Here is a 22,353-nt window from a genome sequence, read left to right as displayed (position 1 = left end):
TGATTGGAGAGCGGATTTTTTTAGTTAGCGATTTACAATATATTGCAAAAGTGATATCATAAAAATATCAAAATAATATTCTTATGCAAGGAGTGTTCGGGTATGTTCAAAGAAAAAGAATTGTCTTACTTGAACGGTTTTGTAGCCCTGCTGTTCATTCTGGGGATTACCGGAGCCGGGGTTTATCTGATCTCGCTGGAAGATATTCTCCCTCTGATCGCAGGCGTCGCTGCTTGCGTCATCGCCTTCGTGCTGATAACCGGGTTGACGATCGTGCAGCCGAACCAGGCGAACGTCATTACGTTCTTCGGGCGGTATCTCGGCGTCATTCGCAAGAGCGGCTTCTATTTCTCCGTTCCGTTCTCCACCCGGAGAAGAGTTTCGCTGCGTGTCCGCAATTTTAACAGCGCCAAGCTCAAGGTGAACGATGTCGGGGGGAACCCGATCGAGATCGCCGCGGTGGTCGTTTTCTCGGTCGTGGATTCGGCCAAGGCGCTGTTCGAAGTCGATGAATACGAAACGTTCGTCGAAATTCAAAGCGAAACCGCGCTGCGCCATGTGGCCAGCAAATATCCTTACGACCAGCCGGACGGAAGCGGCTTCTCCCTTCGCGCCAACACCGAAGAAATCGCGCTGGAGCTGACGGAAGAGCTCCAAAAACGACTGGCGATCGCCGGGGTAAAAGTCATTGAATCCCGCCTCACCCACTTGGCTTACTCCACGGAAATCGCCAGCGCGATGCTTCAGCGCCAACAGGCCGAGGCGATCATCGCCGCCCGCGAAAAAATCGTCGACGGCGCGGTGACCATGGTGCAAATGGCGATCTCCCGCCTTCAAAAGGACAATTTGGTCGAGTTGGACGATGAACGCAAAGCCGCCATGATCAACAACCTGCTCGTTGCCGTCGTATCCGACCGTTCCGCCCAGCCGGTCATCAATACGAGCACGTTGTACTAAGGAGCTCCATTCCACATGGCCGGCAAAAAAAGCTTTCCGCTTCGCCTCGATCCGTTACTTTATGAAGCTTTGGAACGCTGGGCGGCTGACGAATTCCGAAGCGTAAACGGCCATATCGAATACCTGCTTCGGGAAGCGCTACGGAAAGAAGGGCGTCTCCCGTCGCCGCGGACGGCCCGTAAGGAGGAGAAGAACGATGCAGGCAGCGAGTAAAACAAGTCATAAAAAATGGTGGGTTTCGGGCACTACGCATCTTCTGCAAGAATTTGCGAAGGCATACGGCGGGGACTATGTCCCCGGCTCCTTTAAGGGATGGAGATACAGAGGGCAACACGTACGCATCGGATTGGGAAAGGAACTTGGAGCAGTCGTCCTTACGGTTACGGACAGCAATTCAGACTCTTCCAAAAACTATACCGTCGGTATCAAATTCGAGTTTGCTCCCCGAAGAAAACTGGAATTTCATCTATGCCGGTCCAAGCGTCCGCTTTTCATCCCTTTTCGGCCTCAGCTCCGTCCCGTGACTTTGCCGAACGCGGCCATGAACAAACAGTTTCATGCCAAAGCATCCCATCCCAGCCTGCTCCGTTCGATCCTAAAGCAGGAAGGTTTACATGAGGCGCTCGAATCGAACCCTCGCGCTTACGTAAAGCTTCGGCACTATGGAAACAAAGCGGTGCTAAGCGTATCCGAAAGCAGCAAAAAGCCCGACAAGGAAACGCTCGCCCGGGCCGTGGGCCTGATGAAACTAATCATCGCCGCACTTCATGAGCAAGGCTTTATCCGTGCCGCATAATTCAATAAAGCAAAAAAGCCGCGCTGCGAACGCTGGTCATATCCAGGTTCGTAGGCGGCTTTCCCTTTTTGTCGGAGATTAGACGACGTCGTATCCCTGATCCTCAATCGCTTCTTTAATCGCCTCTACCGTCAGCTTGCCTTCATCATAAGTAACGGAAACGTTATTTGCCGCAAGGTCTACTTTGGCCGATGCTCCCAGTTCTTTCAAGGCTCCTTCGATCGAATTGACGCAATGGTTGCACGACATTCCTTCAACGTTCAACGTGATGTTTGCCATTTGAAATTCCTCCCCAGTATATTATCGTTATTTCATCAATTTATTTACGGTCACCAGCAGTTCTTCGATGACTTCGGTTTCTCCGGCTTGAATCCGTTCGATGACGCAGCTCTTCATATGCCCTTCCAAAAGCAGCTTACCTACGCTGTTCAAGGCGGATTGGACGGCCGCAATCTGATTCAGCACATCGTCACAATAAGTGTCTTTCTCGATCATCCCTTTAATACCGCGAATTTGCCCTTCGATCCGGTTTAACCGGCTCGTCAAATTGTTTTTGACGGCTTCCGAATGATGGCTATGCCTTTCGCTTGCGCCGCTTCCGCAGCATGGATCGGCTTCCGATTGAACCGTATGGTCATGCTCCACTTTGTCAGACATATAATCCTCTCCCCTTCGCTTGCATGCAGGCAATAATGTTGGAATTGAGGTTTAACCCCTTGCATTGTCATTATACTATACCCCTATAGGGTATGTAAAGTTAAACTTGATTTTGCTGTTTTATAATATTTGCCTGCTGTCCCCGATTGATTCGCAGCCATAACTTTGCGGAGGAGCTGTTTTTGGAGCAGGTATGGTGGCCGTTATTCGGTTCATTCGAGAACCTGCATCCGGATTACGAAGTGTACGATGGAACCGGAAATCGCAGTTTCTCGACTTCTCCTTCCTCCCTCCCTTCGGCAAATTCGGGTTGGAATGCGACGGATATCAAAGCCACGTTAAAGACTTTGGATCGCGAAGCCTTCAGTTATGCGCTAAACCGGGATAACTTTCTGACCGGTATAGGCTGGACCATGCTGCATTTTTCTTTTGACGATATTAAAAACAAGCCGGAAATTCGCCGCATGATGCTCCAGATGGTGATTGGCCCGTACTTGATTCGCAGCACACCGGACACCGCCTTGGATCCAGCGGAAAAAGAAATTCTTCGCCTTGCTTGGAGCCTGGACAGATACATCCGCCCTAAAGATGTGAGGCTGCACTTGGCGGTGGATTTCCGAACAGGCCGGAAGCGGCTGAGATCTTTGGTGGACAAAGGTCTGCTGAAACCATCGGGAACCGGAGGACCGGCCCAGTTGCGCCGATTGGAAAAGTTCCAACGAAGAAACGCTATATAGACTGAATCTTCGGCTTTGATTGGATTTTTTCCAACGATTTGAGTGTTTTAGGCGATAATACGAGCTATTTTTCCCGAAATGGTTGGATAATTTCCAACCAAGACTCCAAACTTTGCTTCTCACTTACATTTGGTTGGATTTTTTCCAATCAAGCATTCTGGAACATCAGCATGAACTATACTTCTGGAACCATGAGTTAATTTTGCGTCCTAATTCCATACTTCGGCGACATCCACTCATCCGCAACATAAAGTTACTTCTGCAACCCTGATCCATACTTCAGCTATCCATAGCATACTACAGCTGTTGAGAGCATACTTGAAGGACTCAGCGCCACACTTAGCGACCTAAACCCATACTTCTACGACCTGGAGTTACCTCTGGGCCCTAACTTACTACAGTGGCGGCCTCCACACTTCTACGGCCTGGGGATACTACGCACAATAACCTTACTTCAGTGACCTTCATACTTCTTGCGGCCTCTAAGTTATCCATCATCATCCCTCTATTGAAAACAAAAAAACCGCAGCCCCCTTAGGGAACTGCGGTTTCTGCTTCTTATATTACTGGTAACCCCAAATCATCGCGAACAGGGTACCGAACACGGTAACCAGGCCGACGAACAGGGCATATGCGATATTCGTATATAGCTCCTTTTTCGATCCGTCCTCGCCGATGTGCATAAACAGCATCAACTGAACGCCCATCTGGATCGCTGCGCTAACGAGCAGAATCGTCAGGCCGACCCCCAGGGACAAGTCGAAGTAAACGACGGACAGTGCGACAACGGAAAGGATCAGCGAGAACACATAACCCAGGACGTGTTTGGCCGGAAACAATTTACTCATGTCACATCAGTCCTTTCAAATATACAAAGCTGAAAATGAAAATCCAAACGACGTCAAGGAAGTGCCAGTACAGCGAGAAAATGAACGATTTGTTCGCCGTATCCAGCGTGAACCCTTCACGGCCGATTTGAATCATCAGTCCGATCCCCCAGAGCAGACCCATCGTCACGTGGGCACCGTGCGTGCCCAGCAGGACGAATAAGCTGGAGAGGAACGCGCTGGTATGAATCGTGGCTCCTTCATGAACGTAAGTCACGAATTCCGTAATTTCGACCCCGAGGAAACCGAGGCCGAGCAGCAACGTAATCCCGAAGAAAATCAGCGTCGGCTTTTTCAAGCCGAGACGCATACTGTTAATTGCCAGACCGATCGTAAAACTACTTGTGAGCAGTACGAACGTTTCAATCAAAACCGGACCGATCTCGAAAATTTCCTGTCCTGTCGGACCGTTGCCTGTACGGTTCCAAAGTGTAAGGTAAACGGCAAACAGTGTCGAGAACAGAACGATTTCCGCGCCGAGGAACAGCCAGAACCCGAAAATACGGTTGCTGTTCTCTTCCGAACGATACTCCAGCGGCAGCGTATGATCTAATTTCATGCCTGTTCACCCCCCAGTTTCGCTTCCGTTTCCTTAATTTCCTTCACCGGTATATGACGCCCGTGGTCACGTTCGAACGAACGAACCGCCAGCATCACGATCACTCCGATTCCTGCAATGATTGCCGGAACCCACCAGCTGAATACCATAAAGAATCCCAAGAAGAAGAAGATAATGCCCAAAATCACCGGCTGTCCGCTGTTGTTCGGCATGTGGATTTCCTCCAGGTTGCCTTTATACAGCTGATGACCGCCCTTTTTATGCTCCCAGTAAGGATCCAGGCCTTTTACCGTAGGTACAATCGCAAAGTTGTACTCCGGAACCGGGCTGTGCGTACTCCACTCCAGGGTCCGCGCATTCCACGGATCGCCCGTCGTATCTCTCGGCGCATACCGGAAGCTCCAATAAATGTTGTAAACCAGTAAAATAAATCCGATCGCAAGCCCGACCGAACCGATCGAAGCGAGCAAGTTCAACGGACCGAAGCCCGAGCTTTCCGAGTACGTATACATCCGGCGGGTCATCCCTTTAAGTCCAAGGAAGAACAGCGGGAAGAACGTAACGTTAAAGCTGATCACGATCCACCAGAAGGCGCGTTTGCCTTGGCGTTCGTTAAGCCGGAACCCGAACAGTTTCGGGAACCAGTAGTAGAAGCCGGCGATGACCGCAAATACGGTACCCGGAATCAGCACATAGTGGAAGTGGGCCACCAGGAACATCGTATTGTGGTACTGGTAGTCGGCACTCGCCATGGCGAGCATGACCCCGGTCACCCCGCCGATCGTAAAGATCGGAATAAACGCCAGGGAGTAAAGCATCGGCGTCGTAAACTCAATCCGCCCTTTTCGGAGCGTAAATAGCCAGTTGAATATTTTGACCCCGGTAGGAACCGCGATCAGCATCGTTGTAATGGAGAATACGCCGTTCACCATTACGCCATGGCCCATCGTGTAGAAGTGATGCGCCCATACAAGGAACGACAGGCCCGAAATCACGACCATACTGTAAACCATGGATTTGTAGCCGTACAGGTTTTTACGCGCGAACGTCGAGATAACCTCACTATAAATCCCGAACGCTGGCAAAATAACGATATACACTTCCGGATGTCCCCATACCCAGAACAGGTTGGCCCAGAGCATATCCATACCGCCGTTAGCCATCGTAAAGAACTGGGTACCGAACTGCCGGTCAAACATCATGAGCGCAAGCGCCACGGTCAATACCGGGAACGCAAACAAAATAATTACGCAAGTGATCAATACGGACCAGGTAAACATCGGCATTCTCATCAGCTTCATGCCTGGTGCGCGCATTTTCAGAATCGTTGCGATAAAGTTGACCCCGGTCATCAGCGTACCGATCCCGGAAATCTGCAAAGCAATGGCATAATAGTTATTGCCTACCGTCGGGCTGAATTCCGTACTTGCCAACGGGAAGTACGCGGTCCATCCGGCGTCCGGGGATCCCCCGATGACGAACGAAATGTTGAACAGCATTGCCCCGGCAAAGAACAGCCAGAAGCTGACGGCGTTAAGCCGCGGAAACGCAACGTCTCGCGCCCCGATTTGCAGCGGAACGACAACGTTCATCAAGCCGATAACAAACGGCATTGCCATGAACAAAATCATGATGACCCCGTGGGTCGTAAATATTTCATTATAGTGCTGCGCGTCCAACAGTCCGTTTTCCGGCATGGCGAGCTGCCCCCGCATCAGGAGAGCGTCAACGCCGCCGCGGAACAGCATGAGCAAAGCGCAGATGATGTACATGATACCGATCCGCTTATGGTCGACGGTCGTCAGCCATTCGCGCCACAAGTAGCCCCATTTCTTAAAATAGGTCAAGCCGATCAAGATCGCTAACGATGCGACGACAATGCTGACCATCGCAGCGTAAATCATCGGCTCGCCCGTGACGAAAAATTCGTCCCATTTCATGTCCTGCTAGCTCCCTTCTTTATCTTTAGTTGCCGTGAGAATGATCCATCTCCGAGTGGTCCATTTCCGAATGGTCCATCTCGCCGTTATTGGCGTCATGACCTTCGGAATCCGTGCTTTCCGAACCGCCGTGGTTATGTCCGGCGTTCTCTCCTTCAGGCGCAGGGCTGAAATCCAGATGCGTCGAAGTGTAAGTCTTTCTTCCGAGAATCCCCTCTTCAAGAAGGGTATCGAATTCTTGCTCCGTCAGTTCTGGAGCCGTCGATTTAACTTCTTCAATCCATTTATCGAACTCAGTAGCCGACTGAGCCAGCACTTCGAACTCCATATGGGCAAAGCCTTCGCCCGAGAAGTTCGAGTTTTTCCCCATATACGAGCCCTCGTGCTCCGCGACAAGATTCAACTTGTTCACCATATCGCTCATCGCATATTTCTGACCGCCCAACTGCGGCACCCAGAAGCTGGAGATCGGACCGTACGAATACAGTCTGAATTCAACCGGACGATGCGTAGGAATGTTTACATAGTTGACCGTCTCGATTCCTTCCTCCGGATAGCTGAAATGCCATTTCCAGTTGGAGGATGCGGCGTAAATCACGAGCGGTTTCTGATCTTCATAGCCTACAGGCACTTTTTCCACCGCACTCGTGGATTTCACGGTAACGACCGACAAAATGGCAACAATGACGACCGGAATCGCGATCCATGTGATTTCCAACCATTTGCTGCCTTCCTCATGCGGCGGTTCATAGTCGGGAGCCGCCTTCGAGGCGCGGTACTTTGTAAGCATGAAAACATACAAAACATAGACGACCAACAGAACCAGCGCCATGACCAAGATCGAGAAAATAATGACATTAGATTGTGTCTTGGCCACCGGCCCTTTCGGGTTTAATACATCCAAAGAGCTACATCCACTCAGAAGGACAAGAAGCGCTGTAAAAACAGCAAGCAGCAATCCTTTCCTTTTCATAGGATTCCGATACCCCTTTCTTATTTATGGACCTCATCACAATTAGCGGATGATTTCACAAATCAACATATAACTTCATGTTAGAGAACACCTGAAACAATAACAATTCATAGAGATAGGTAATTTTTCAATTATTTTACAGCTATGATCTATATCACTCTTCTAATCATCTTGTCCAATCCTCAAATAAGGCCATATTTGCTCAAATTCAGCCGAAATCCGCGATTTTGATAATTGTTCACAATGACCGGGTTCGACAGCATAGTTCGCAAAATTGTCATAATGAATCCATTGGTTAGTGATAATAATCACATATTTAGTGTTTTTATAAAAAAACAAAAAAAGACCCGGCTATTCGCCAGGTCCCTTTCAACGCGCAAACACACGTTACTTTCCTTTATGTTCTCACCAATTACAGCAATTCTTTGCGGAGTTGTTCCGGCGATTTCGGGGACAACAGTCCGAACGGAATATCAAATACCGTCTTAGCCCCTTTTTCTCCGGATTTGGAGAGCTTGTACACCGCGCGGGCATAAGCGACGAGCACGCTTGCCGTGAATTCCGGATTGCTGTCCAGCTTCAAGCTGAATTCGATGATCTGAGTGCTGTTTTCTCCGGTACGTCCGCTGCGGAGCACATTCCCGCCGTGCGGCATGGTGGAGTGGTTCTTTTTCAATTCCTCTTCGCTGATAAAATTGACCGTCGTGATATAGTCGGAGAAATAGTTAGGCATTTCTTTGATCTCACGTTCGATCTTCGCCTTATCGGCTCCTTCTTCTGCGACGACATAGCATTCGCGAAGATGCTTTTCTTTCGTGGCCAGCTCAGGATTTTCCCCGTTGCGCACGCGCTCTACCGCGGATTCGATCGGAATCGTGTACTGAACGCCGTTCTTGACGCCAGGTACGCGGCGGATCGCATCGGAGTGGCCTTGGCTCACGCCTTTGCCCCAGAACGTGTAGTCTTTGCCTTCCGGCAAAATGGCTTCCGCCAGCAAACGGTTCAGGGAGAACAAGCCCGGATCCCAGCCTGTGGAGATAACGCTGACATTTCCGCCTTTAACGGCAGCCGCGTCGACTTTCTCGAAATATTCGGGAATTTTCGCATGGGTATCAAAGCTGTCCACGGTGTTAAACAACGCCGCAAGCTCCGGTCCTTGTTCCGGAAGGTCGGTGGCCGAGCCTCCGCAAAGAATCAGGACGTCGATATCCCCTTTGTACTTTTCGACCTCGGAAATATGCACGACACCGTTTGCCGCATCCACATCCCCCGGTTGTCTTCTTGAAAAAATCGCACGAAGCTCAATATCGGAATTTTGCTTGATCGCTTTTTCCACGCCGCGGCCCAAGTTTCCGTATCCTACGATACCTACTTTAATGTTCGCTGCCACTTAAAGTTTCCTCCTTCAAAAAACAAGTCTACTCCCCATTTTACCGCAGACCTGCGTTATTTTAAATATCGGGAGCTTTTCCGAAATTTAGACTTCATGAACAAAAATTTGGACAAATGCGCATAAAGGCGAATTTTGAAATTTACTTGGATTTTCAAGTATACTCTTTTGTAACATATGTCATTGCATTACAATGGGGGTGTATTTTGATATTTAAAAAATGTGGAAAATCCATTTTGCCGCTGCTTCTCATTGTCGGACTATGGATTGCGGCCTTTCCCGGATTGGCATCCGCCCATGCTTCCATCGTCTCGTCTTCCCCGGCATCCGGCGAGCAATTGGATAAGCCTCCCGCTTCGATCCGGGTTCAGTTTAACGAGCCGGTGGAACGTGCTTTCTTTTCGCTGACCGTACTCGGTCCTACCGGAGAACGCGTGGATTCGGGCGACGCCCGGATCGATGAAAACCGGTCCGACCTGCTCACGGCCGGCTTAAAAACCGGACTTCCGAACGGAGCATACACGGTCAATTGGAAGGTCGTTTCAAGCGACGGCCATCCCATTTCGGGAACGTTCACGTTTCTCGTCGGCAGCGAAGGCGCCGATCAGGCTGCACCGGCTGTCGACCGGCAAGCATCGGCTTGGCCCGGATCGGGCCTGGTGATCTTCCGCTTTCTATGGTATGCGGGAATGACCCTGCTTTCGGGCGTACTGGTTTTTCATCTTATCCTGCTCCCTCGGGAATTGCGCGGAAACCCGCTTGCTTTCCGAAGCAAGCTTGTTCTTTATTCCGGCCTGGCGCTTGCCATTATCGGCATCTTGTCAAGTCTTCCACAACAGACCGCCGCTTATGCGGGAGTGACATGGAGCCGGGCATGGGACCGCAACCTCCTGCTGGACACGCTTCAACGTACCGAATTCGGAACGGTTTGGACAATCCAATTGGCGCTTCTGCTCGTATTGACGATTTTCATCGTGTGGCTGACCCGAACCGTCCATAACCGATCCGTAGGCCGAATCGTTAGCTGTCTCGCCCTGATTTTTACCCAAGGGCTTTTTATGTCAAAAGCATTTATCGGCCATGCCGCTGATGCGGAATCCCGAATCCTTGCCATTGCCGCGGATTATTTGCATTTATCGGCCTCGGCGCTTTGGCTTGGCGGTCTGCTGTCCATCTTTTTCCTGCTTCCGTCCGCAACCGGCGGAGGATACGGATTATCCGAGGCTCGACCTGAGTCATATTGGGTAACCATACGCCGCTTTTCCGGCTTCGCCGCCGGATGCGTGTCCGTGTTGCTGATCAGCGGAATTTACAGTTCCGTACTCCATGTAGGATCGATCGGGGATTTAATCCAAACCGCCTATGGCCGGGTTTTGTTGATCAAAATCATTCTTTTCTTACTGATGCTCGGTTTGGCTTTGCATGGGTTCATCCGTGGGCAAAAGCGAAACCGGCCTCTGGGGCGCGGAGTTTGGATGGAGTTTTGTGCGGGGCTTCTCGTTCTCGCGCTGGCCGCGCTGCTCTCCAACTTGCCGGCTCCTTCCGCCGGACAAATACCTGCGGGCCACTTGGAGGGAACGGTCAAAGGCTACCGGATCATCGTGGACGTTTCTCCAAACGTCATCGGGAACAATCATATGAGTGTCCGCATCGAAGATCAAAATGGCAAACCCTTGGACAATATCGAACAAGTTACCCTTCGTTTGACCTCCAACGAAATGGACATGGGGGTCATTGAAGTGGTCATGCCCGGCGGCCTTCAGCCGGAAGCTGACGCTATCATCACCATGGCGGGCAGCTGGAATGTCAATGTTCATATTTTGCTGAAAACGCTCGAATCGATTGACCACGATTTTACGCTTGACGTGGAAAGCGTCTCTTAAAACAAAGCAACTATTTTGAAATGTCGAAAGGGGAAAATCATGAATAAATTTGTATCCCGCATCCTATCCATGGGGGCCGCCGCAGCCGCAAGCTTGCTGCTGTTATCCGGCGTGGCCAGCGCTCATGTCACCGTCTCGCCGGGCGTTTCTTCGCCCTCCGCCTGGGAAACCTACAGCATAAAAATTCCGGTGGAAAAAGACATCCCGACCGTTAAAGTATCGTTAAAGATCCCGGACGGTCTGGAGTTCAAGCAATACCGGCCGATCTCCGACTGGAAAGTGGAACTGACCAAAGACGATGCCGGGAAGGTGACCGTCGTTACCTGGTCTTCCGAAGGCGACGGCATTGGACCGGGAGAATTCCAGCAGTTCGAATTCGTCGGGAAAAATCCGGCCGAAGAAGCCGATCTGGCCTGGGACGCATTTCAGTATTACAGCGACGGCAGCATTGTGGAATGGAGCGGAGAAGAAGGATCGGACAAGCCGCACTCGATCACCAAGGTAACCGCCGATCCGGCGGCGGCTGAAGCCGAGGGCGGCCATGCCGACCAGGGACATGGCCACGAAGCGGCGGACGGAACCGCCGGAACCGGGTCCGGCAATACCGGCAACGCGGCCGGTTCGGGCAACGCTGCGAACAGCTCCAATGCCGGCGTCAATACCGGCACGGATAACGCAGCCGCCGAACAGCCGTCCGGCGATACCGGAGAAAAAGGAAGCAGCGCCATGGAAATCACGACAACCGTCGTATCCGTAGCTGCACTCCTCGTTTCCCTGATCGCGCTTGGCGTCACCCTTCGCTCCCGCAAAAAATAAGAGGAAAAGCTCCCGTTATTTTTTCGGAAAGCAGCAAATCATAGTAAATAAGAGGAAAAGCTCCTGCTATTTTTGCACCGGGAACAAATTTTCGGGTAAATCGGCAGGGATAACGGGAGATTTTCCCGCTAATGCCTTTTCTAAATCAAAAACAGGCTAATTAGCGGGAGAAATTCCCGCAAAAATAAAACCTCCGAAAAACCGGCCATACCGTCAGGCCCGATTTCGGAGGTTTTTTCGCCATTTCGAGAGTCAATCCGCTGTCACTGTCGCCTTATCTAACGGCAGCGCCCCATTCCCGGCATCCTTCTCCCCGGAAGAAGCGCCGAACAAGCAGCACAGCGCCAGCAGCAATCCGGCCGAAGCGCTGAGGAATAAGGCTTGATAGCCGAATACGTCGATCACCCAGCCGAGCAGCGGAGGCGACACGATGGCGGCCACGGAGGAGACGAAATAATAGATCCCCGTCCGGGTACCGATGCTTTCCTCCTTGCCGGTGGCGATGATCCAAGGGTACGAGTTGATATTGATGCAGGCCCAGAAAAGACCGCCGACAATCAATAAAATGCGCAAAAACAGAATCGACTCGACGAACACCACCGCGCCGAATACAAGGAACAATCCCGCCACACCGATCATGATGATCTTTTTCTTGCCGAATTTGGCGCCGAGCCATCCGCTCGGGAGCGCAAACGCGAGAAACGCCAGGGAGAAAAAGGTCAGCGAAAAGGAAGCTTCGCTGTCGTTCATCCCGGCATGCTTCGTTCCGTACAACGTAAAGAATGCCTCCACGCCTTGATAGGACACGAACCAGAAAAAAATAGCCCCCAGAATAAACAGCGTCGTCCGGTCAAGCTGCTCCCGGATCCGTACGGGAGGCTTCGGCCCGCTTTCGCCGCCCCCCGTACTCCCCAGCGTCGCAGGCTCCTTGATGACCGCCTTCAAAACGAACATGCACGCCAGCATCGCTACCCCGGCAAACAGAAACGGTACGTACGAGCCGATATCGTAAAGCATGGAACCGACGCCGAAAGCAAGCACCGAACCGATGCCCCCCATAAAGTTGATGATTCCGTTGGCCCGGGTCCGCTTCCGCTCGGGAGTAATATCCGGCATCAACGCGACGGTCGGCGACCGAAACAGACTCATCGACAAGTTCATAAGCATCATGAACAGCACCAGTGTCACCAGTCCCGTATGAAGCGGGATCAAAGCCGCAAAAACCGCCCCCAGCGGCATCCCGATCAGCAGGTACGGCATCCGTCTGCCGTATTTGGTCATCGTCTTATCGCTGCGATGGCCGATCCATGGCTGCAGAAACATCGCAAAGTAGTTATCGATCGTCATCATAAAACCGATCAGTGCCGCACTTTTCAAATAGTTCTCCAAAAAAAGCGGGACAAAGGCGTTATACAGCGCCCAAGTCAAGCTGATGCTGAAGAATCCGAGTCCCAGCAGCCATGTTTTCTTCATCCGGTCACGCTCCCCCGGCGGAAAGCAGTTCGGCAAGACGGTCCGGATAATCGGTAATGATTCCGGCAACCCCCGCGCGAATCAAAGCTTCCATCTCATGCTTTTCGTTCACCGTGAACGGATGATAAGCGACCCCAGCCGCCGTGGCCCCTGCGACGAATTCGGGACGGACGGCGTACTGGAACGCATGCAGCGCGTCGGCTCCGATGCTTTTTGCGTATTCCCACGGCTCATAAAGACCTTCCATATACAGAATGCCCGTTCGAATTTCGGGTGCCAGCTTTTTGCAATCCACCAAAGAGTAATGGTTAAAGCTCGAAATGATCACGCGCTCCGATAAACCGTAATGCCTTACCGCCTCAATCACTTTGCGCTCCAAGTCCGGGTAAGGGACACCTCCGTTTTTCAACTCCAGATTCACGATCGTGTCGGTCCGCTGGACCAGTTCAAGCAGTTCCTCCAACGCCGGAATTTTTTCTCCACGGTAATCCTCATGGAACCAAGACCCGGCTTCCCGGGAGCGGATTTCCTCGAACGTCAGATCCTTCACCCACTCCGGCGTTCCCGCCGTCCGGTGCAACGTCTCGTCGTGGATCAGCACGAGCCTTCCGTCCTTCGACATTTGAACATCGGTTTCGATGCCGGTGGCACCAAGCTCAAGGGCATGGACAAAGGATGACATCGTATTCTCCGGGCGGTGTCCGGCGGCTCCGCGGTGCGCAAAATTGATGAGATTCGGCAATGGAAGTTCCTCCTTCTATATGCGTCAAATTTTAATAAACTGATAATTATGTATTATCCATCCTACGATTATAATCCTCCTATGTTAATGCAATTTAAAAACCCCGAAGCTTTTAAAGGGACTGACCCCCGTTTGTGAGACAGGGATCAAAACACCTTACAAGTCTAAGCAGCCAGTTGCCGGAAATGAACCGGTGACTGGTTGTTTAGTTTTGTTTGAATGCGAATTGAGTTATAGTAAGTAATGTAGTCTCGAACGGTCTGTTCGACGATTGCCGTCGTCGTACAGGTTAAACCTTCGAGATAGAACGTTTCAGACTTTAGTGTGGAATGAAACGATTCGATGGGGGCATTATCAGCGGGCGTTCCCTTGCGGGACATGCTCATGGTAATGCCTTTTCCTTTTATAGCCGCCTGATAAGCCTGAGACGTATAAACGCTGCCTTGATCGCTATGGAGCATCATACCCGGTACAGCTGGTAATTGGTTTAACGTGTCTAGAACAAGAGTCGTGTCTTGCTTGTCTGCTATACTGTAAGCCACAATCTCTCCATTAAACAAGTCCAAAATACTCGACAGGTACAATGTTTTTCCGCCAAACGGCAAATACGTAATGTCTGTTACGAGTTTTTGCATGGGGACATCGGCCTGAAACTGACGCTTTAACAAGTGTTCTGCGATGTAAGCTGGCTGCCCTGTAGGTTTGCGTTTCTTCACTTTGACACGACATTGGAGCCCCTCTCGCTGCATAATCCGCTGCACGCGTTTATGGTTAATCTTACATTCCATCCGAAGTAATGCCGTAATCTTCCGGTAACCATATCGAAATTTATGTTGAATGCAAAGTTCCCGGATTTTCTCCACCGTTGGTTCTGGACATTTTGCCTCCATAGTTGCTTTCCAGCGATAATAGGTGGCTCTTGCAATGCCAAGCCACGCACAAGCCTGCGTCACCGTGACTTCTTCTCGAATAGACTCGATCCAAGCAACAACGACTTCTGGTTCCACCTCCTTTCCAACTCCATGTACTTTTTTAGCAGGTCCAACTGCTGCTTTAAAAATCGGTTTTCTGCCTGTAGCTTTTCTAACTCTGAAGAGTGTTCTGGCCCCTTTCCATAGCTATATTGCTTACCCACAGGCTGCTCCAGCCGATGCACGTCACCTTCCCGGTACCACTTCATCCACACCTTCAGCTGTGTCTTATTCCGTATCCCGAGTTGCTCCATGACCTCACGAACCGGAACTCCTTCTAATCTCATTTCAATGGCTTTCATTTTAAGTTCGAATGGGTAGCTGACTCTTGTTGCCAATGCAAAAACACCTCCAAGGTTATCCCCATATCTTACGACATGGTTTAATTCTCTTGAAGGTGTTTTAATTTGTCTCACGCTTTGGGGTCAGTCCCTAAACAAGCTCCGAGGTTTATTTTGTTGGAATACGGGTTATCCCGAAAAATTATCCCGCCACTTCAGCAGGCGTTTCTCCAGCCATCTGACCAAAGAGTCCGACAGCTTGCCGACCGCCGCAAAAATAACGATGCCGACAAAGACGATCGTGATGATCGAAAACTGCCTTGCGTCTTGAATCAGATAACCGACGCCCGAGCTGGATCCCATCATTTCGGCAACGACAAGCCCCAACCAGGACACTCCCATCGACAGTCTGACGCCGAGCAAAATATTCGGCATGGCGCCGGGCAAAATGACGAGCCGAATTTGTTCAAAGCGACTGAATTCAAGCACCCTGGCTACCTCAACCAGTTTCCGGTCGACGCCGCGAATCCCGAGGAAGGTGTTTACATAGAGCGGAAAAAAGGCGCCGAATGCGATCAGCAATATTTTGGACGTCTCTCCGATCCCGAACCAGAGAATAAACAGCGGTGTGATCGCCAGATGCGGAACCGTCTTCAGCATTTGCAGCATCGGATCGATGGCCTGTTCCGCGGGTCGGAGGAACCCGGCCGCAAGGCCCGTCGCCAATCCGATCGAGCCCCCGATCAGAAACCCCGCCGCCGCGCGGGCCACGCTGATGCCCAGATGATGAAGCAATTCGCCTGCCATAAGCAGTTCATATCCTTCCGCTGCTATCGCATACGGAGAAGGGAGCAGTGTTCCCGATATCCAGCCGACCCAGGCGGCGTACTGCCAAACGGCGATCAGGAGGAAGGGGAGGATGCTGCCCCTCACCCCGTGATTCCGCCATATTTTCAAGCCTGCTGCGGATAGGACCCTCAGCGTCTTCGTTGACCGTACAAGCTTTACGGGAGCGCTTGCCGTCTGTTCCTTGGCTAGTGACACAGTTGGATCACCTCGTCTTATTAAATTGCATAAAGGATATCACCCGTCAAAGTCATCGTTCCCCAAGGGCTTCTTCTACGAACTTGTTCTCGACGACTTCGCCGACATCGATCTTTTTCCGGATACCGCCCGTATCATAGAGCAGATCCGCGGTTTCCTGCTGTGCCTTCACGTAATCCTCGCTGATCGGCTCCACGGTATAATGCGTTTTCCCAAGCAGCAGTCTGACGAGGTCGGCCTCCACCTTCTTTTTCTCCGCGAAAAACTGTGCCGTTTCCTCCGGGTGCTCCGTACTCCAGCGGATGATCCTATCCAGCTCCTTCAAAAAGACGGTTACCACCTCCGGATGCTCCTCGGCAAACTTCCCGCGGACGATGGCGAAGCTCGGGCTGGCCAGATTGAGCTTATTCCCGTCCGCAATCGCTACCGCCCCTTGGCTCGTCGCCAAGCTTACATAGGGCTCCCAAACCGCCCAGGCATCGACGGCCTTCGATTGAAACGCGGGCTGCGCCTCGTCGGGCTGGAGCTGGATCAGTTCGATGTCCGATGGCTTCAAGCCCTCCTGCACGGCAGCCCGGTAAACGAATGCATACGCGGAGCTTCCTTTGGCTACAGCTATTTTCTTGCCTTTCAGATCGGCGATGTCTTCGATACCCGACCCATCATGAACAAGAATCGTGTCTCCTTCCTTCCCGTCGGATATGACCGCAATTTCCTTGAAGTCGATATCCCCGGCCTGACCCGCGATCACCGGGCCGTTGCCGACGAGCCCGAAATCGAGGTGTCCGGCCGCGATCGCTTCAAAATGCGGCGGGCCGCTAGGGAAATCCGTAAATTTGATCTCCGCACCCACCGCGGCAAACGACTCGTCAATCCAGCCTTTTTCATGGGAGAGCGTCAGCAGGCTGATCCCTTGGGTCCCGATATTGACGACGACCTTTTCCTTGCTATCGGCCGCTCCCTTCGCTTCCGCCGTATCCCCCGTTTTACCGGAGCTTCCGCTCCCGCTTGCGGAGCAGCCGGCAAGCACCAGCGCAATCCCGAGCACGGCAGCCGAGTATTTAAGAACCGACTGTGGTTTCTTCATCCGTTCTCCCTCCTTCTTTTCCCGAATGTTCCTTAAACCGTTTGCCCGATCCTTGCCTCCCGCTTCGATTTGAACAGCGGCAGCAGCTTCTCGCCCGCGATTTCCGCTTCTTCCACATGCGGGTAACCCGACAGTACAAACGTGCTGATTCCCGCGTCCACAAATTCCAGCAGCCGGTCCGATACCTGATCCGGGGTCCCCACAAAAGCGACGGCTCCGCCGCCGCGAATCCGCGACAGCCCTGCCCACAGGTTGGGCCCGATCACGTAATCATTGGCTTGCGACTGCTTCCAAAGCTCCGTCTGGCGCTGTTGGTTTACGGCATCCGTTTTTGACTGCACCAAATCAATCACGGGCAGGGCCTCCGGCGGGGCTAAGCTTACGATTTCCCGGGCCGCTTCCCAGGCTTCCTCTTCGGTATCCCTTACGACCAGTTGGGCGCGAAGTCCGTAACGCAAGAAGCGTCTCGTCCCGGTCTCTGCCTCCTGTTCACTTAAGTAGGTCTCCACCTCTTCAATCTGCTCGCGGATTTGCGGCAGCGTCTCCGCCCACAGCAGATACACATCCGCCGTCTCCGCGGCAACCCGTTTGCCTGCAGGAGAGCTTCCGCCGAAATACAGCGGCGGGTGCGGTTGTTGCACCGGTGCCGGTTGGGACACGCCGCCCTCGATCCGGTAATGCGCTCCTTCATAATGAACCCCGGCTTTTTCCCCGTTCCGCAAAAAATATCCTTCCACGGTAAAATCATGCGACTCGGTCCATACCTGTTTAACGATGTTCAAAAATTCCCGCGTCCGGTCATATCTGGCGTCATGATCGTCATAGAGCGGGTCCCCGGTGACTCTTAAGTCATCCGGATAACCGCCTGTGACCACATTAAACAAGGCTCTCCCGCCGGAGATTTGGTCCAGAGAAGCGCCCATCCGTGCAGCCAATACCGGTGCGATCAATCCCGGGCGAAAAGCCACCAGCGGTTTTAACGTTGTCGTATGCGCGGCCAGCGCCGAGCCCACAACCCAGGAATCGATGCAGTTGTTTCCCGTGGGGATCAAGGCAAATTCGAACCCTGCGCGCTCCGCCGTCTGAGCAACCTGGATCATGTAATCCAGGGTCGATTCCCGTTCGGGTTTTACCCCGATATGCTTGCCGTCCCCTGTCGTCGGAATGTACCAACCAAATTCTACTTTTTGCGATGCAGCCATCTTCTCCAACCTCCCTGAATGATAATTAAGAAAACGTCGATCGACGTCATTCCCTGAATGCTAGACCGCGGTTTGCGGAATTCGTATTGCGATTATGGAAAGGTTCGGCTCTGCCGAGCACTCATGAATTCCATAATCAAAAAAAGACCGGAGACTTCCTCGGCCCTGGCAAGGGCCTGTGAAGAGTCTCCGGTCGACCGGTAGAATATTGTTTATTCCCATCGGTTAAGTGTGATTTATATCATAAGGGACGATCCAGAATCTGTCAAACGTTTTTTTTCAAAGGCATCCCCGCCCCGTGACGGGCCGCTGCCAGACCAAGGTCCAGTTCGTAAAACCGTCTCGAGCCTGTTATGCCGGAATCGGCAAAGCGCTAGAATAAAGACATCGAAAGACAATGACGAAGACATCCAAACCATGAAAATAAAGAAAGCGAGTGTTGAAAAATGAAAAAATTGTACCGTTCGGTGACCGATAAGCAAATCAGCGGCCTTTGCGGCGGGATCGCCCGTTACTTTAACACCGATCCTACCGTCGTTCGGCTGATCGCCCTCATTGCAGCCTTGTGCAGCTTCGGCACGGTCGTCGCCATTTACTTGATCGCCAGCATCATTGTTCCGAAAGAGCCGATCGGAAGCTTCGGCTTTGACGATCCGTTCACCCATTATTAATCGGCCAAATTATTTAGAGCATAAATCATTCAACCAAAACCAAAGGAGCGAATCCAAATGAGTTTATTAAACCGTATCGCCAACATTACAAAGGCAAGCCTGCACGAAGTATTGAATAAACTGGAGAACCCGGTCATGATGACCGGCCAGTATTTGCGGAACCTGGAAGAAGATTTGAGAATCGCGGAAAATATGCTGCGCGAGCAGCGGATCGCGGCAAGCGTGGCCGAGCGCAAAAGCACCGAGTCCGCCCAAGCTGCCAAGCAATCCGAGCTTCAAGCCTTGGCTGCGTTGGAAGCCGGCGATGAAGCGGGAGCCCGCGTGAACGCGGCCGCCAAAATCCGCTATGAGGATCTAGCCGAGAAGCACGCTGCCGATGCCGCAGAAGCCAAAGAACGGATAGCCGAGCTGGAAATTCGTCTGGAGGAAGGCAAGGCGGAATTCGAGCGCCTCAAGCAAAAACGTCAGGAGCTGGCCGAACGGGCTCGGAAAGTGGAGGAACGCGAGCAGTTGCAACGGCCGAACATCAGCCACGGGTTGAACTATGGCGCTGCCGCCAAAGGCTTCGAACGCATGGAGGAAAAGATTCTGGAGTGGGAAGCCGGTGCGGAAGTGTCCGGCCGATCATATACGACGGGAAGCGGCAACCCCGTCACGGGAGCGTCGGCTTCGGACTCCGCGGCCGTCGCGGAAGAATTGCAACGGATGAAGGATCAGCTGGCATCGCGTGACAAATAACGCTGGCGGCACCTCGACAGAGCGCCTGGGGCACTCCTGTCGAGGTGCTTTTTGCTGAAGGAGCGATTGCTATAAAAAAGCTAAAAAAGTTCTGCTATATTTGGGTGCCGCAATGATTGTGCTTCTTGGAGCGGGATTGATCTTCCCTACATGGACTCCCGACATTGACGGCAAAAACAGCATAAGCGTACTCGAGCAAGTCGAAATTAACGGCACCGGTCATGAGCTGATGATACGGGGCAGGGATATAAGCAATCCCGTCGTTTTTTTTGTGCACGGGGGTCCGGGCGTTTCGGAAATCCCCTATGACGCCAAATACCAAGACCTTTTGGAGAAAAGCTTCACGATTGTCCATTATGACCAAAGGGCCAGCGGCAAATCGTATCACTTCGGAGAAGATTACTCCAACCTTACAACAGATCTCTTGGTGGAAGATTTATTGGAATTGACCGATTACATATCCGCGCGATTCAACCAGAAGAAGGTCATCCTTGTCGGCCATTCCTTCGGAACCTACATCGGCATACAGGCTGCTCAGCAAGCTCCGGAAAAGTACCAAGCTTATATCGGCATCGGACAAATGTCGAATACGACGGAAAGCGAATTGGATAGTCTGTACTTCACGATCAACCAGGCTAAATTGGAGGGTAACCGTGCCGACGCCGAATATTTGCAAGGGTTAACCGAAAAAGTCCGAAGCGGCGAAATGTTAACCCCGCGGCAATATGTCCGAAAATACGGCGGAGCCGCAAGATTGATCGATGATAATGCGGACCTGGTCAAAGGTTTGCTGTTCGGACCGGAGTACAACTTATTGGATAGCATCCGATATCTCCGCAGCGTACCTCATGTACAAGACACGTTAATAGGGCAAGCTATCAAAAAACCTCTGCCTACGTTTGTCACTGAGCTGGATTTACCGGTGTATTTTATCATGGGACAATACGATTACATGACCTCGGCGGAATCCGCCAAAGCCTACTTTGATCAGATTGGCGCCACGCGAAAGGAATTTATTACGTACGGCCGCTCCGCGCACTATCCGCAATTTGAAGAGAAGGAAAAGTTCTCGAAGTGGATGGTAGATACATTTGCAAAATAAAAAACGCCCGGAAGGTTTCCCTTTCCGGACGTTTGATGCGGATAAAATGACGATTACTTGCCTTCCTTGCCCGCTTTGAAGATTTCTCCCATCGCGCCAAGGCTTCCAAGTGTTTCGATCGCATTGGAAGGAAGGAATATTTTGTTGGCCGGTCCCTTCGCCACTTCCTTGAGCGCTTCAAAGGACTGGTACGCAAGAACCTGCTCGTCGAGAGAGGCGTTACGCAACATTTCGATCCTTGCCTTCTCGGCCGCAGCCACGGCCTCGATCGCTTTGGCTTCCCCGAGCGCTTCCAGCTCCTGCGCCTGGCGGAAACCTTCCGCTTCGCGGATCCGGGCTTCCTTCTCCGCTTCCGCTCTCAGAATCTTACTTTGCTTATCCCCTTCCGCGCGCAGAATCATATCCTGCTTCGCCGCTTCGGCCTCAAGAACGATAGCCCGCTTGTTCCGCTCGGCTTTCATCTGCTTATCCATCGCTTCCTGGATATCCAGCGGAGGCTTGATGTCGATGACCTCGACGCGCTCGATCCGTACGCCCCATTTTTCGGTGGCTTCGTCCAAAGCGATCCGGATATCGGAGGAGATTTTCTCCCGGCCGGACAGCGTTTCGTCCAGCTCCATTTTACCGATGATTTGACGCATTGTAGCCGTGGTGATGTTCCGCACCCCGTATACATAATCGGAGATTCCGTACGTTGCTTGTTCAGGCCCGACAACCTGATAGAAAATGATCGTATCGATTTGTACCTGTACGTTATCCTTCGTAATTACGGTTTGAGGAGGCACGTTGGCCTGCTGAATCCGAAGGTCATGATACAAGCGGACCTGGTCGATGACCGGGATCAGGATGTTCAACCCCGGCGTCAGCAGCCGGTTGAATTTACCGAGACGTTCCACGACGCCGACCCGCTGCTGTGGTACGATTTTTACGGTAAGTGAGATAAAGACAACTACGACGACGACGATAACGGCAATGATAGCCCATTCCATTAAGTTAATTCCTCCCATCGTTCAACTTCGATAATAGTACTGCTGCGATGCAGCACCCGCACCCGCTCGTCTTTGGCCAGATTCTGAGCCGATGTGGCGCTCCATGTGTCTCCCCCGACTTTGACAATGCCGTATTGGCCCTGTTCAATCGGTTCGACGACAACTCCCTCTCTCCCTATCACTTCTGTTCCGGTATCTTGGAATCCTTTTGCCGTGCGAAACCTTTTGGAAATCGGCTTGGTAAAAATCGTAAGCACCACCGCTACGATACACCCAACCACCACTTGCACCACATAAGCATCAGGAGCAATCCAGGCGACAACCGCCGCCGCTAGCGTACCCGCACATAGCCAGAGCAAGTAGAATGTCAGCGTCATCATTTCCAGCACCAGCAAAACCCCTGCAGCAATCAGCCACAGAATCCATGCATCCATAAGGGGAAATGCACCACCTTTCCG

Annotated in this window: 24 protein-coding genes; 9 read left to right on the top strand and 15 right to left on the bottom strand. The window is 51.9% G+C overall.

Annotation, left to right across the window (positions count from 1 at the left end):
- The first annotated feature begins 102 nt into the window (after positions 1-102).
- The 3 genes from ACSFXJ_RS02770 to ACSFXJ_RS02760 are packed head-to-tail and all read left to right on the top strand — an operon-like array spanning position 103 to position 1,753.
- On the top strand, positions 103-957 hold the full coding sequence (locus tag ACSFXJ_RS02770; RefSeq protein ID WP_435923705.1) for an SPFH domain-containing protein: 855 nt from the start codon (positions 103-105) through the stop codon (positions 955-957).
- 15 nt (positions 958-972) lie between these two features.
- Positions 973-1,170, top strand: a complete 198-nt coding sequence (locus ACSFXJ_RS02765; protein WP_435923704.1) for a toxin-antitoxin system HicB family antitoxin — start codon at positions 973-975, stop codon at positions 1,168-1,170.
- Entirely contained in the window at positions 1,154-1,753 is a 600-nt protein-coding gene (locus tag ACSFXJ_RS02760) for a hypothetical protein (protein ID WP_435923703.1), read from the top strand. Before ACSFXJ_RS02765 ends, ACSFXJ_RS02760 begins: the two co-directional genes overlap by 17 nt.
- Before the next feature lie 78 nt (positions 1,754-1,831).
- Here the strand turns inward: ACSFXJ_RS02760 and copZ are convergent, their stop codons facing one another.
- Positions 1,832-2,032: a copper chaperone CopZ gene (gene copZ / locus ACSFXJ_RS02755; RefSeq protein ID WP_435923702.1), complete on the bottom strand. Its 201-nt coding sequence runs from the start codon at positions 2,030-2,032 to the stop codon at positions 1,832-1,834.
- A 27-nt stretch (positions 2,033-2,059) separates the two neighbouring features.
- Positions 2,060-2,410 carry a metal-sensitive transcriptional regulator gene (locus ACSFXJ_RS02750; protein WP_435923701.1) on the bottom strand — a complete coding sequence of 117 codons (351 nt, stop codon included), beginning with the start codon at positions 2,408-2,410 and terminating at the stop codon, positions 2,060-2,062.
- Positions 2,411-2,592: 182 nt separating this feature from the next.
- On the opposite strand from ACSFXJ_RS02750, the gene ACSFXJ_RS02745 reads away from it, so the two are divergent.
- A complete protein-coding gene (locus tag ACSFXJ_RS02745; RefSeq protein ID WP_435923700.1) occupies positions 2,593-3,147 on the top strand; it encodes a hypothetical protein in 555 nt (184 codons plus the stop codon).
- A 563-nt stretch (positions 3,148-3,710) separates the two neighbouring features.
- Here the strand turns inward: ACSFXJ_RS02745 and qoxD are convergent.
- The 5 genes from qoxD to ACSFXJ_RS02720 form a co-directional block, all read right to left on the bottom strand.
- A complete protein-coding gene (qoxD, locus tag ACSFXJ_RS02740) occupies positions 3,711-3,995 on the bottom strand; it encodes a cytochrome aa3 quinol oxidase subunit IV (RefSeq protein ID WP_435923699.1) in 285 nt (94 codons plus the stop codon).
- Position 3,996: 1 nt separating this feature from the next.
- Complete coding sequence (gene qoxC / locus ACSFXJ_RS02735) at positions 3,997-4,593, bottom strand: cytochrome aa3 quinol oxidase subunit III (RefSeq protein ID WP_435923698.1); 597 nt, start codon at positions 4,591-4,593, stop codon at positions 3,997-3,999.
- Positions 4,590-6,533: a cytochrome aa3 quinol oxidase subunit I gene (qoxB, locus tag ACSFXJ_RS02730; RefSeq protein ID WP_435923697.1), complete on the bottom strand. Its 1,944-nt coding sequence runs from the start codon at positions 6,531-6,533 to the stop codon at positions 4,590-4,592. The genes qoxC and qoxB overlap by 4 nt, the downstream gene beginning before the upstream one ends.
- Positions 6,534-6,558: 25 nt before the next feature.
- Entirely contained in the window at positions 6,559-7,506 is a 948-nt protein-coding gene (gene qoxA, locus ACSFXJ_RS02725) for a cytochrome aa3 quinol oxidase subunit II (protein ID WP_435923696.1), read from the bottom strand.
- 412 nt (positions 7,507-7,918) lie between these two features.
- Positions 7,919-8,896 (bottom strand): diaminopimelate dehydrogenase, encoded by a 978-nt coding sequence (locus ACSFXJ_RS02720; RefSeq protein ID WP_435923695.1) that lies wholly within the window; start codon positions 8,894-8,896, stop codon positions 7,919-7,921.
- Positions 8,897-9,102: 206 nt separating this feature from the next.
- Here ACSFXJ_RS02720 and ACSFXJ_RS02715 point away from each other — a divergent pair, with 206 nt between their 5' ends.
- Both ACSFXJ_RS02715 and ACSFXJ_RS02710 read left to right on the top strand, forming a co-directional pair.
- The gene (locus ACSFXJ_RS02715) at positions 9,103-10,779 is read left to right on the top strand and encodes a copper resistance protein CopC (protein WP_435923694.1); all 1,677 of its coding nucleotides are present in this window, start codon (positions 9,103-9,105) and stop codon (positions 10,777-10,779) included.
- Between the two features lie 39 nt (positions 10,780-10,818).
- Positions 10,819-11,595 carry a YcnI family copper-binding membrane protein gene (locus ACSFXJ_RS02710; RefSeq protein WP_435923693.1) on the top strand — a complete coding sequence of 259 codons (777 nt, stop codon included), beginning with the start codon at positions 10,819-10,821 and terminating at the stop codon, positions 11,593-11,595.
- Positions 11,596-11,847: 252 nt separating this feature from the next.
- Here ACSFXJ_RS02710 and ACSFXJ_RS02705 read toward each other — a convergent pair whose 3' ends face one another.
- The 6 genes from ACSFXJ_RS02705 to ACSFXJ_RS02680 all read right to left on the bottom strand — a co-directional run bounded on the left by ACSFXJ_RS02705 (position 11,848) and on the right by ACSFXJ_RS02680 (position 18,395).
- On the bottom strand, positions 11,848-13,068 hold the full coding sequence (locus ACSFXJ_RS02705; protein ID WP_435923692.1) for an SLC45 family MFS transporter: 1,221 nt from the start codon (positions 13,066-13,068) through the stop codon (positions 11,848-11,850).
- Positions 13,069-13,072: 4 nt separating this feature from the next.
- Positions 13,073-13,810, bottom strand: a complete 738-nt coding sequence (locus ACSFXJ_RS02700; RefSeq protein WP_435923691.1) for a glycerophosphodiester phosphodiesterase — start codon at positions 13,808-13,810, stop codon at positions 13,073-13,075.
- Positions 13,811-13,974: 164 nt separating this feature from the next.
- Positions 13,975-15,119, bottom strand: a protein-coding gene (locus ACSFXJ_RS02695) for an IS3 family transposase (protein ID WP_435923690.1) whose coding sequence is annotated in 2 segments (ribosomal slippage) — positions 13,975-14,846 and positions 14,846-15,119 — 1,146 coding nt in all. Because the reading frame shifts where the segments join, the coding sequence is not laid out codon by codon here.
- A gap of 132 nt (positions 15,120-15,251) precedes the next feature.
- Positions 15,252-16,043 (bottom strand): ABC transporter permease, encoded by a 792-nt coding sequence (locus ACSFXJ_RS02690; protein WP_435925662.1) that lies wholly within the window; start codon positions 16,041-16,043, stop codon positions 15,252-15,254.
- Positions 16,044-16,158: 115 nt separating this feature from the next.
- Complete coding sequence (locus tag ACSFXJ_RS02685; protein ID WP_435923689.1) at positions 16,159-17,193, bottom strand: aliphatic sulfonate ABC transporter substrate-binding protein; 1,035 nt, start codon at positions 17,191-17,193, stop codon at positions 16,159-16,161.
- Positions 17,194-17,225: 32 nt separating this feature from the next.
- Complete coding sequence (locus ACSFXJ_RS02680) at positions 17,226-18,395, bottom strand: LLM class flavin-dependent oxidoreductase (RefSeq protein WP_435923688.1); 1,170 nt, start codon at positions 18,393-18,395, stop codon at positions 17,226-17,228.
- 446 nt (positions 18,396-18,841) lie between these two features.
- On the opposite strand from ACSFXJ_RS02680, the gene ACSFXJ_RS02675 reads away from it, so the two are divergent.
- The 3 genes from ACSFXJ_RS02675 to ACSFXJ_RS02665 all read left to right on the top strand — a co-directional run bounded on the left by ACSFXJ_RS02675 (position 18,842) and on the right by ACSFXJ_RS02665 (position 20,906).
- Positions 18,842-19,066, top strand: coding sequence for a PspC domain-containing protein (locus ACSFXJ_RS02675; protein ID WP_435923687.1), 225 nt, complete (start codon positions 18,842-18,844; stop codon positions 19,064-19,066).
- Positions 19,067-19,123: 57 nt separating this feature from the next.
- The gene (locus ACSFXJ_RS02670) at positions 19,124-19,804 is read left to right on the top strand and encodes a PspA/IM30 family protein (RefSeq protein ID WP_435923686.1); all 681 of its coding nucleotides are present in this window, start codon (positions 19,124-19,126) and stop codon (positions 19,802-19,804) included.
- 112 nt (positions 19,805-19,916) lie between these two features.
- Positions 19,917-20,906: an alpha/beta fold hydrolase gene (locus tag ACSFXJ_RS02665; protein ID WP_435923685.1), complete on the top strand. Its 990-nt coding sequence runs from the start codon at positions 19,917-19,919 to the stop codon at positions 20,904-20,906.
- A gap of 53 nt (positions 20,907-20,959) precedes the next feature.
- On the opposite strand, the gene ACSFXJ_RS02660 is transcribed toward ACSFXJ_RS02665, so the two are convergent.
- Together ACSFXJ_RS02660 and ACSFXJ_RS02655 are read right to left on the bottom strand one after the other, a co-directional pair.
- Positions 20,960-21,895 carry an SPFH domain-containing protein gene (locus ACSFXJ_RS02660; protein WP_435923684.1) on the bottom strand — a complete coding sequence of 312 codons (936 nt, stop codon included), beginning with the start codon at positions 21,893-21,895 and terminating at the stop codon, positions 20,960-20,962.
- Positions 21,895-22,329, bottom strand: a complete 435-nt coding sequence (locus ACSFXJ_RS02655; protein ID WP_435923683.1) for an NfeD family protein — start codon at positions 22,327-22,329, stop codon at positions 21,895-21,897. Before ACSFXJ_RS02655 ends, ACSFXJ_RS02660 begins: the two co-directional genes overlap by 1 nt.
- Positions 22,330-22,353: the final 24 nt, after the last annotated feature.

The sequence above is a fragment of the Paenibacillus salivarius genome, from assembly GCF_051307165.1.
Classification (GTDB): domain Bacteria; phylum Bacillota; class Bacilli; order Paenibacillales; family Paenibacillaceae; genus Fontibacillus.
The sequence above is the reverse complement of the archived record's forward strand: the minus strand, read 5'-3'. Positions and strand labels throughout refer to the sequence as shown.

Bases quoted from the DNA above. Each gene is read 5' to 3' on its own strand.
- qoxB (WP_435923697.1), bottom strand. From the start codon at position 6,533: ATGAAATGGGACGAATTTTTCGTCACGGGCGAGCCGATGATTTACGCT.
- ACSFXJ_RS02705 (WP_435923692.1), bottom strand. From the start codon at position 13,068: ATGAAGAAAACATGGCTGCTGGGACTCGGATTCTTCAGCATCAGCTTG.
- ACSFXJ_RS02685 (WP_435923689.1), bottom strand. From the start codon at position 17,193: ATGAAGAAACCACAGTCGGTTCTTAAATACTCGGCTGCCGTGCTCGGG.
- ACSFXJ_RS02655 (WP_435923683.1), bottom strand. From the start codon at position 22,329: ATGGATGCATGGATTCTGTGGCTGATTGCTGCAGGGGTTTTGCTGGTG.
- qoxD (WP_435923699.1), bottom strand. From the start codon at position 3,995: ATGAGTAAATTGTTTCCGGCCAAACACGTCCTGGGTTATGTGTTCTCG.
- ACSFXJ_RS02670 (WP_435923686.1), top strand. From the start codon at position 19,124: ATGAGTTTATTAAACCGTATCGCCAACATTACAAAGGCAAGCCTGCAC.
- ACSFXJ_RS02765 (WP_435923704.1), top strand. From the start codon at position 973: ATGGCCGGCAAAAAAAGCTTTCCGCTTCGCCTCGATCCGTTACTTTAT.
- ACSFXJ_RS02660 (WP_435923684.1), bottom strand. From the start codon at position 21,895: ATGGAATGGGCTATCATTGCCGTTATCGTCGTCGTCGTAGTTGTCTTT.
- ACSFXJ_RS02665 (WP_435923685.1), top strand. From the start codon at position 19,917: ATGATTGTGCTTCTTGGAGCGGGATTGATCTTCCCTACATGGACTCCC.
- ACSFXJ_RS02675 (WP_435923687.1), top strand. From the start codon at position 18,842: ATGAAAAAATTGTACCGTTCGGTGACCGATAAGCAAATCAGCGGCCTT.
- ACSFXJ_RS02680 (WP_435923688.1), bottom strand. From the start codon at position 18,395: ATGGCTGCATCGCAAAAAGTAGAATTTGGTTGGTACATTCCGACGACA.
- ACSFXJ_RS02770 (WP_435923705.1), top strand. From the start codon at position 103: ATGTTCAAAGAAAAAGAATTGTCTTACTTGAACGGTTTTGTAGCCCTG.
- qoxC (WP_435923698.1), bottom strand. From the start codon at position 4,593: ATGAAATTAGATCATACGCTGCCGCTGGAGTATCGTTCGGAAGAGAAC.
- qoxA (WP_435923696.1), bottom strand. From the start codon at position 7,506: ATGAAAAGGAAAGGATTGCTGCTTGCTGTTTTTACAGCGCTTCTTGTC.
- copZ (WP_435923702.1), bottom strand. From the start codon at position 2,032: ATGGCAAACATCACGTTGAACGTTGAAGGAATGTCGTGCAACCATTGC.
- ACSFXJ_RS02760 (WP_435923703.1), top strand. From the start codon at position 1,154: ATGCAGGCAGCGAGTAAAACAAGTCATAAAAAATGGTGGGTTTCGGGC.
- ACSFXJ_RS02710 (WP_435923693.1), top strand. From the start codon at position 10,819: ATGAATAAATTTGTATCCCGCATCCTATCCATGGGGGCCGCCGCAGCC.
- ACSFXJ_RS02750 (WP_435923701.1), bottom strand. From the start codon at position 2,410: ATGTCTGACAAAGTGGAGCATGACCATACGGTTCAATCGGAAGCCGAT.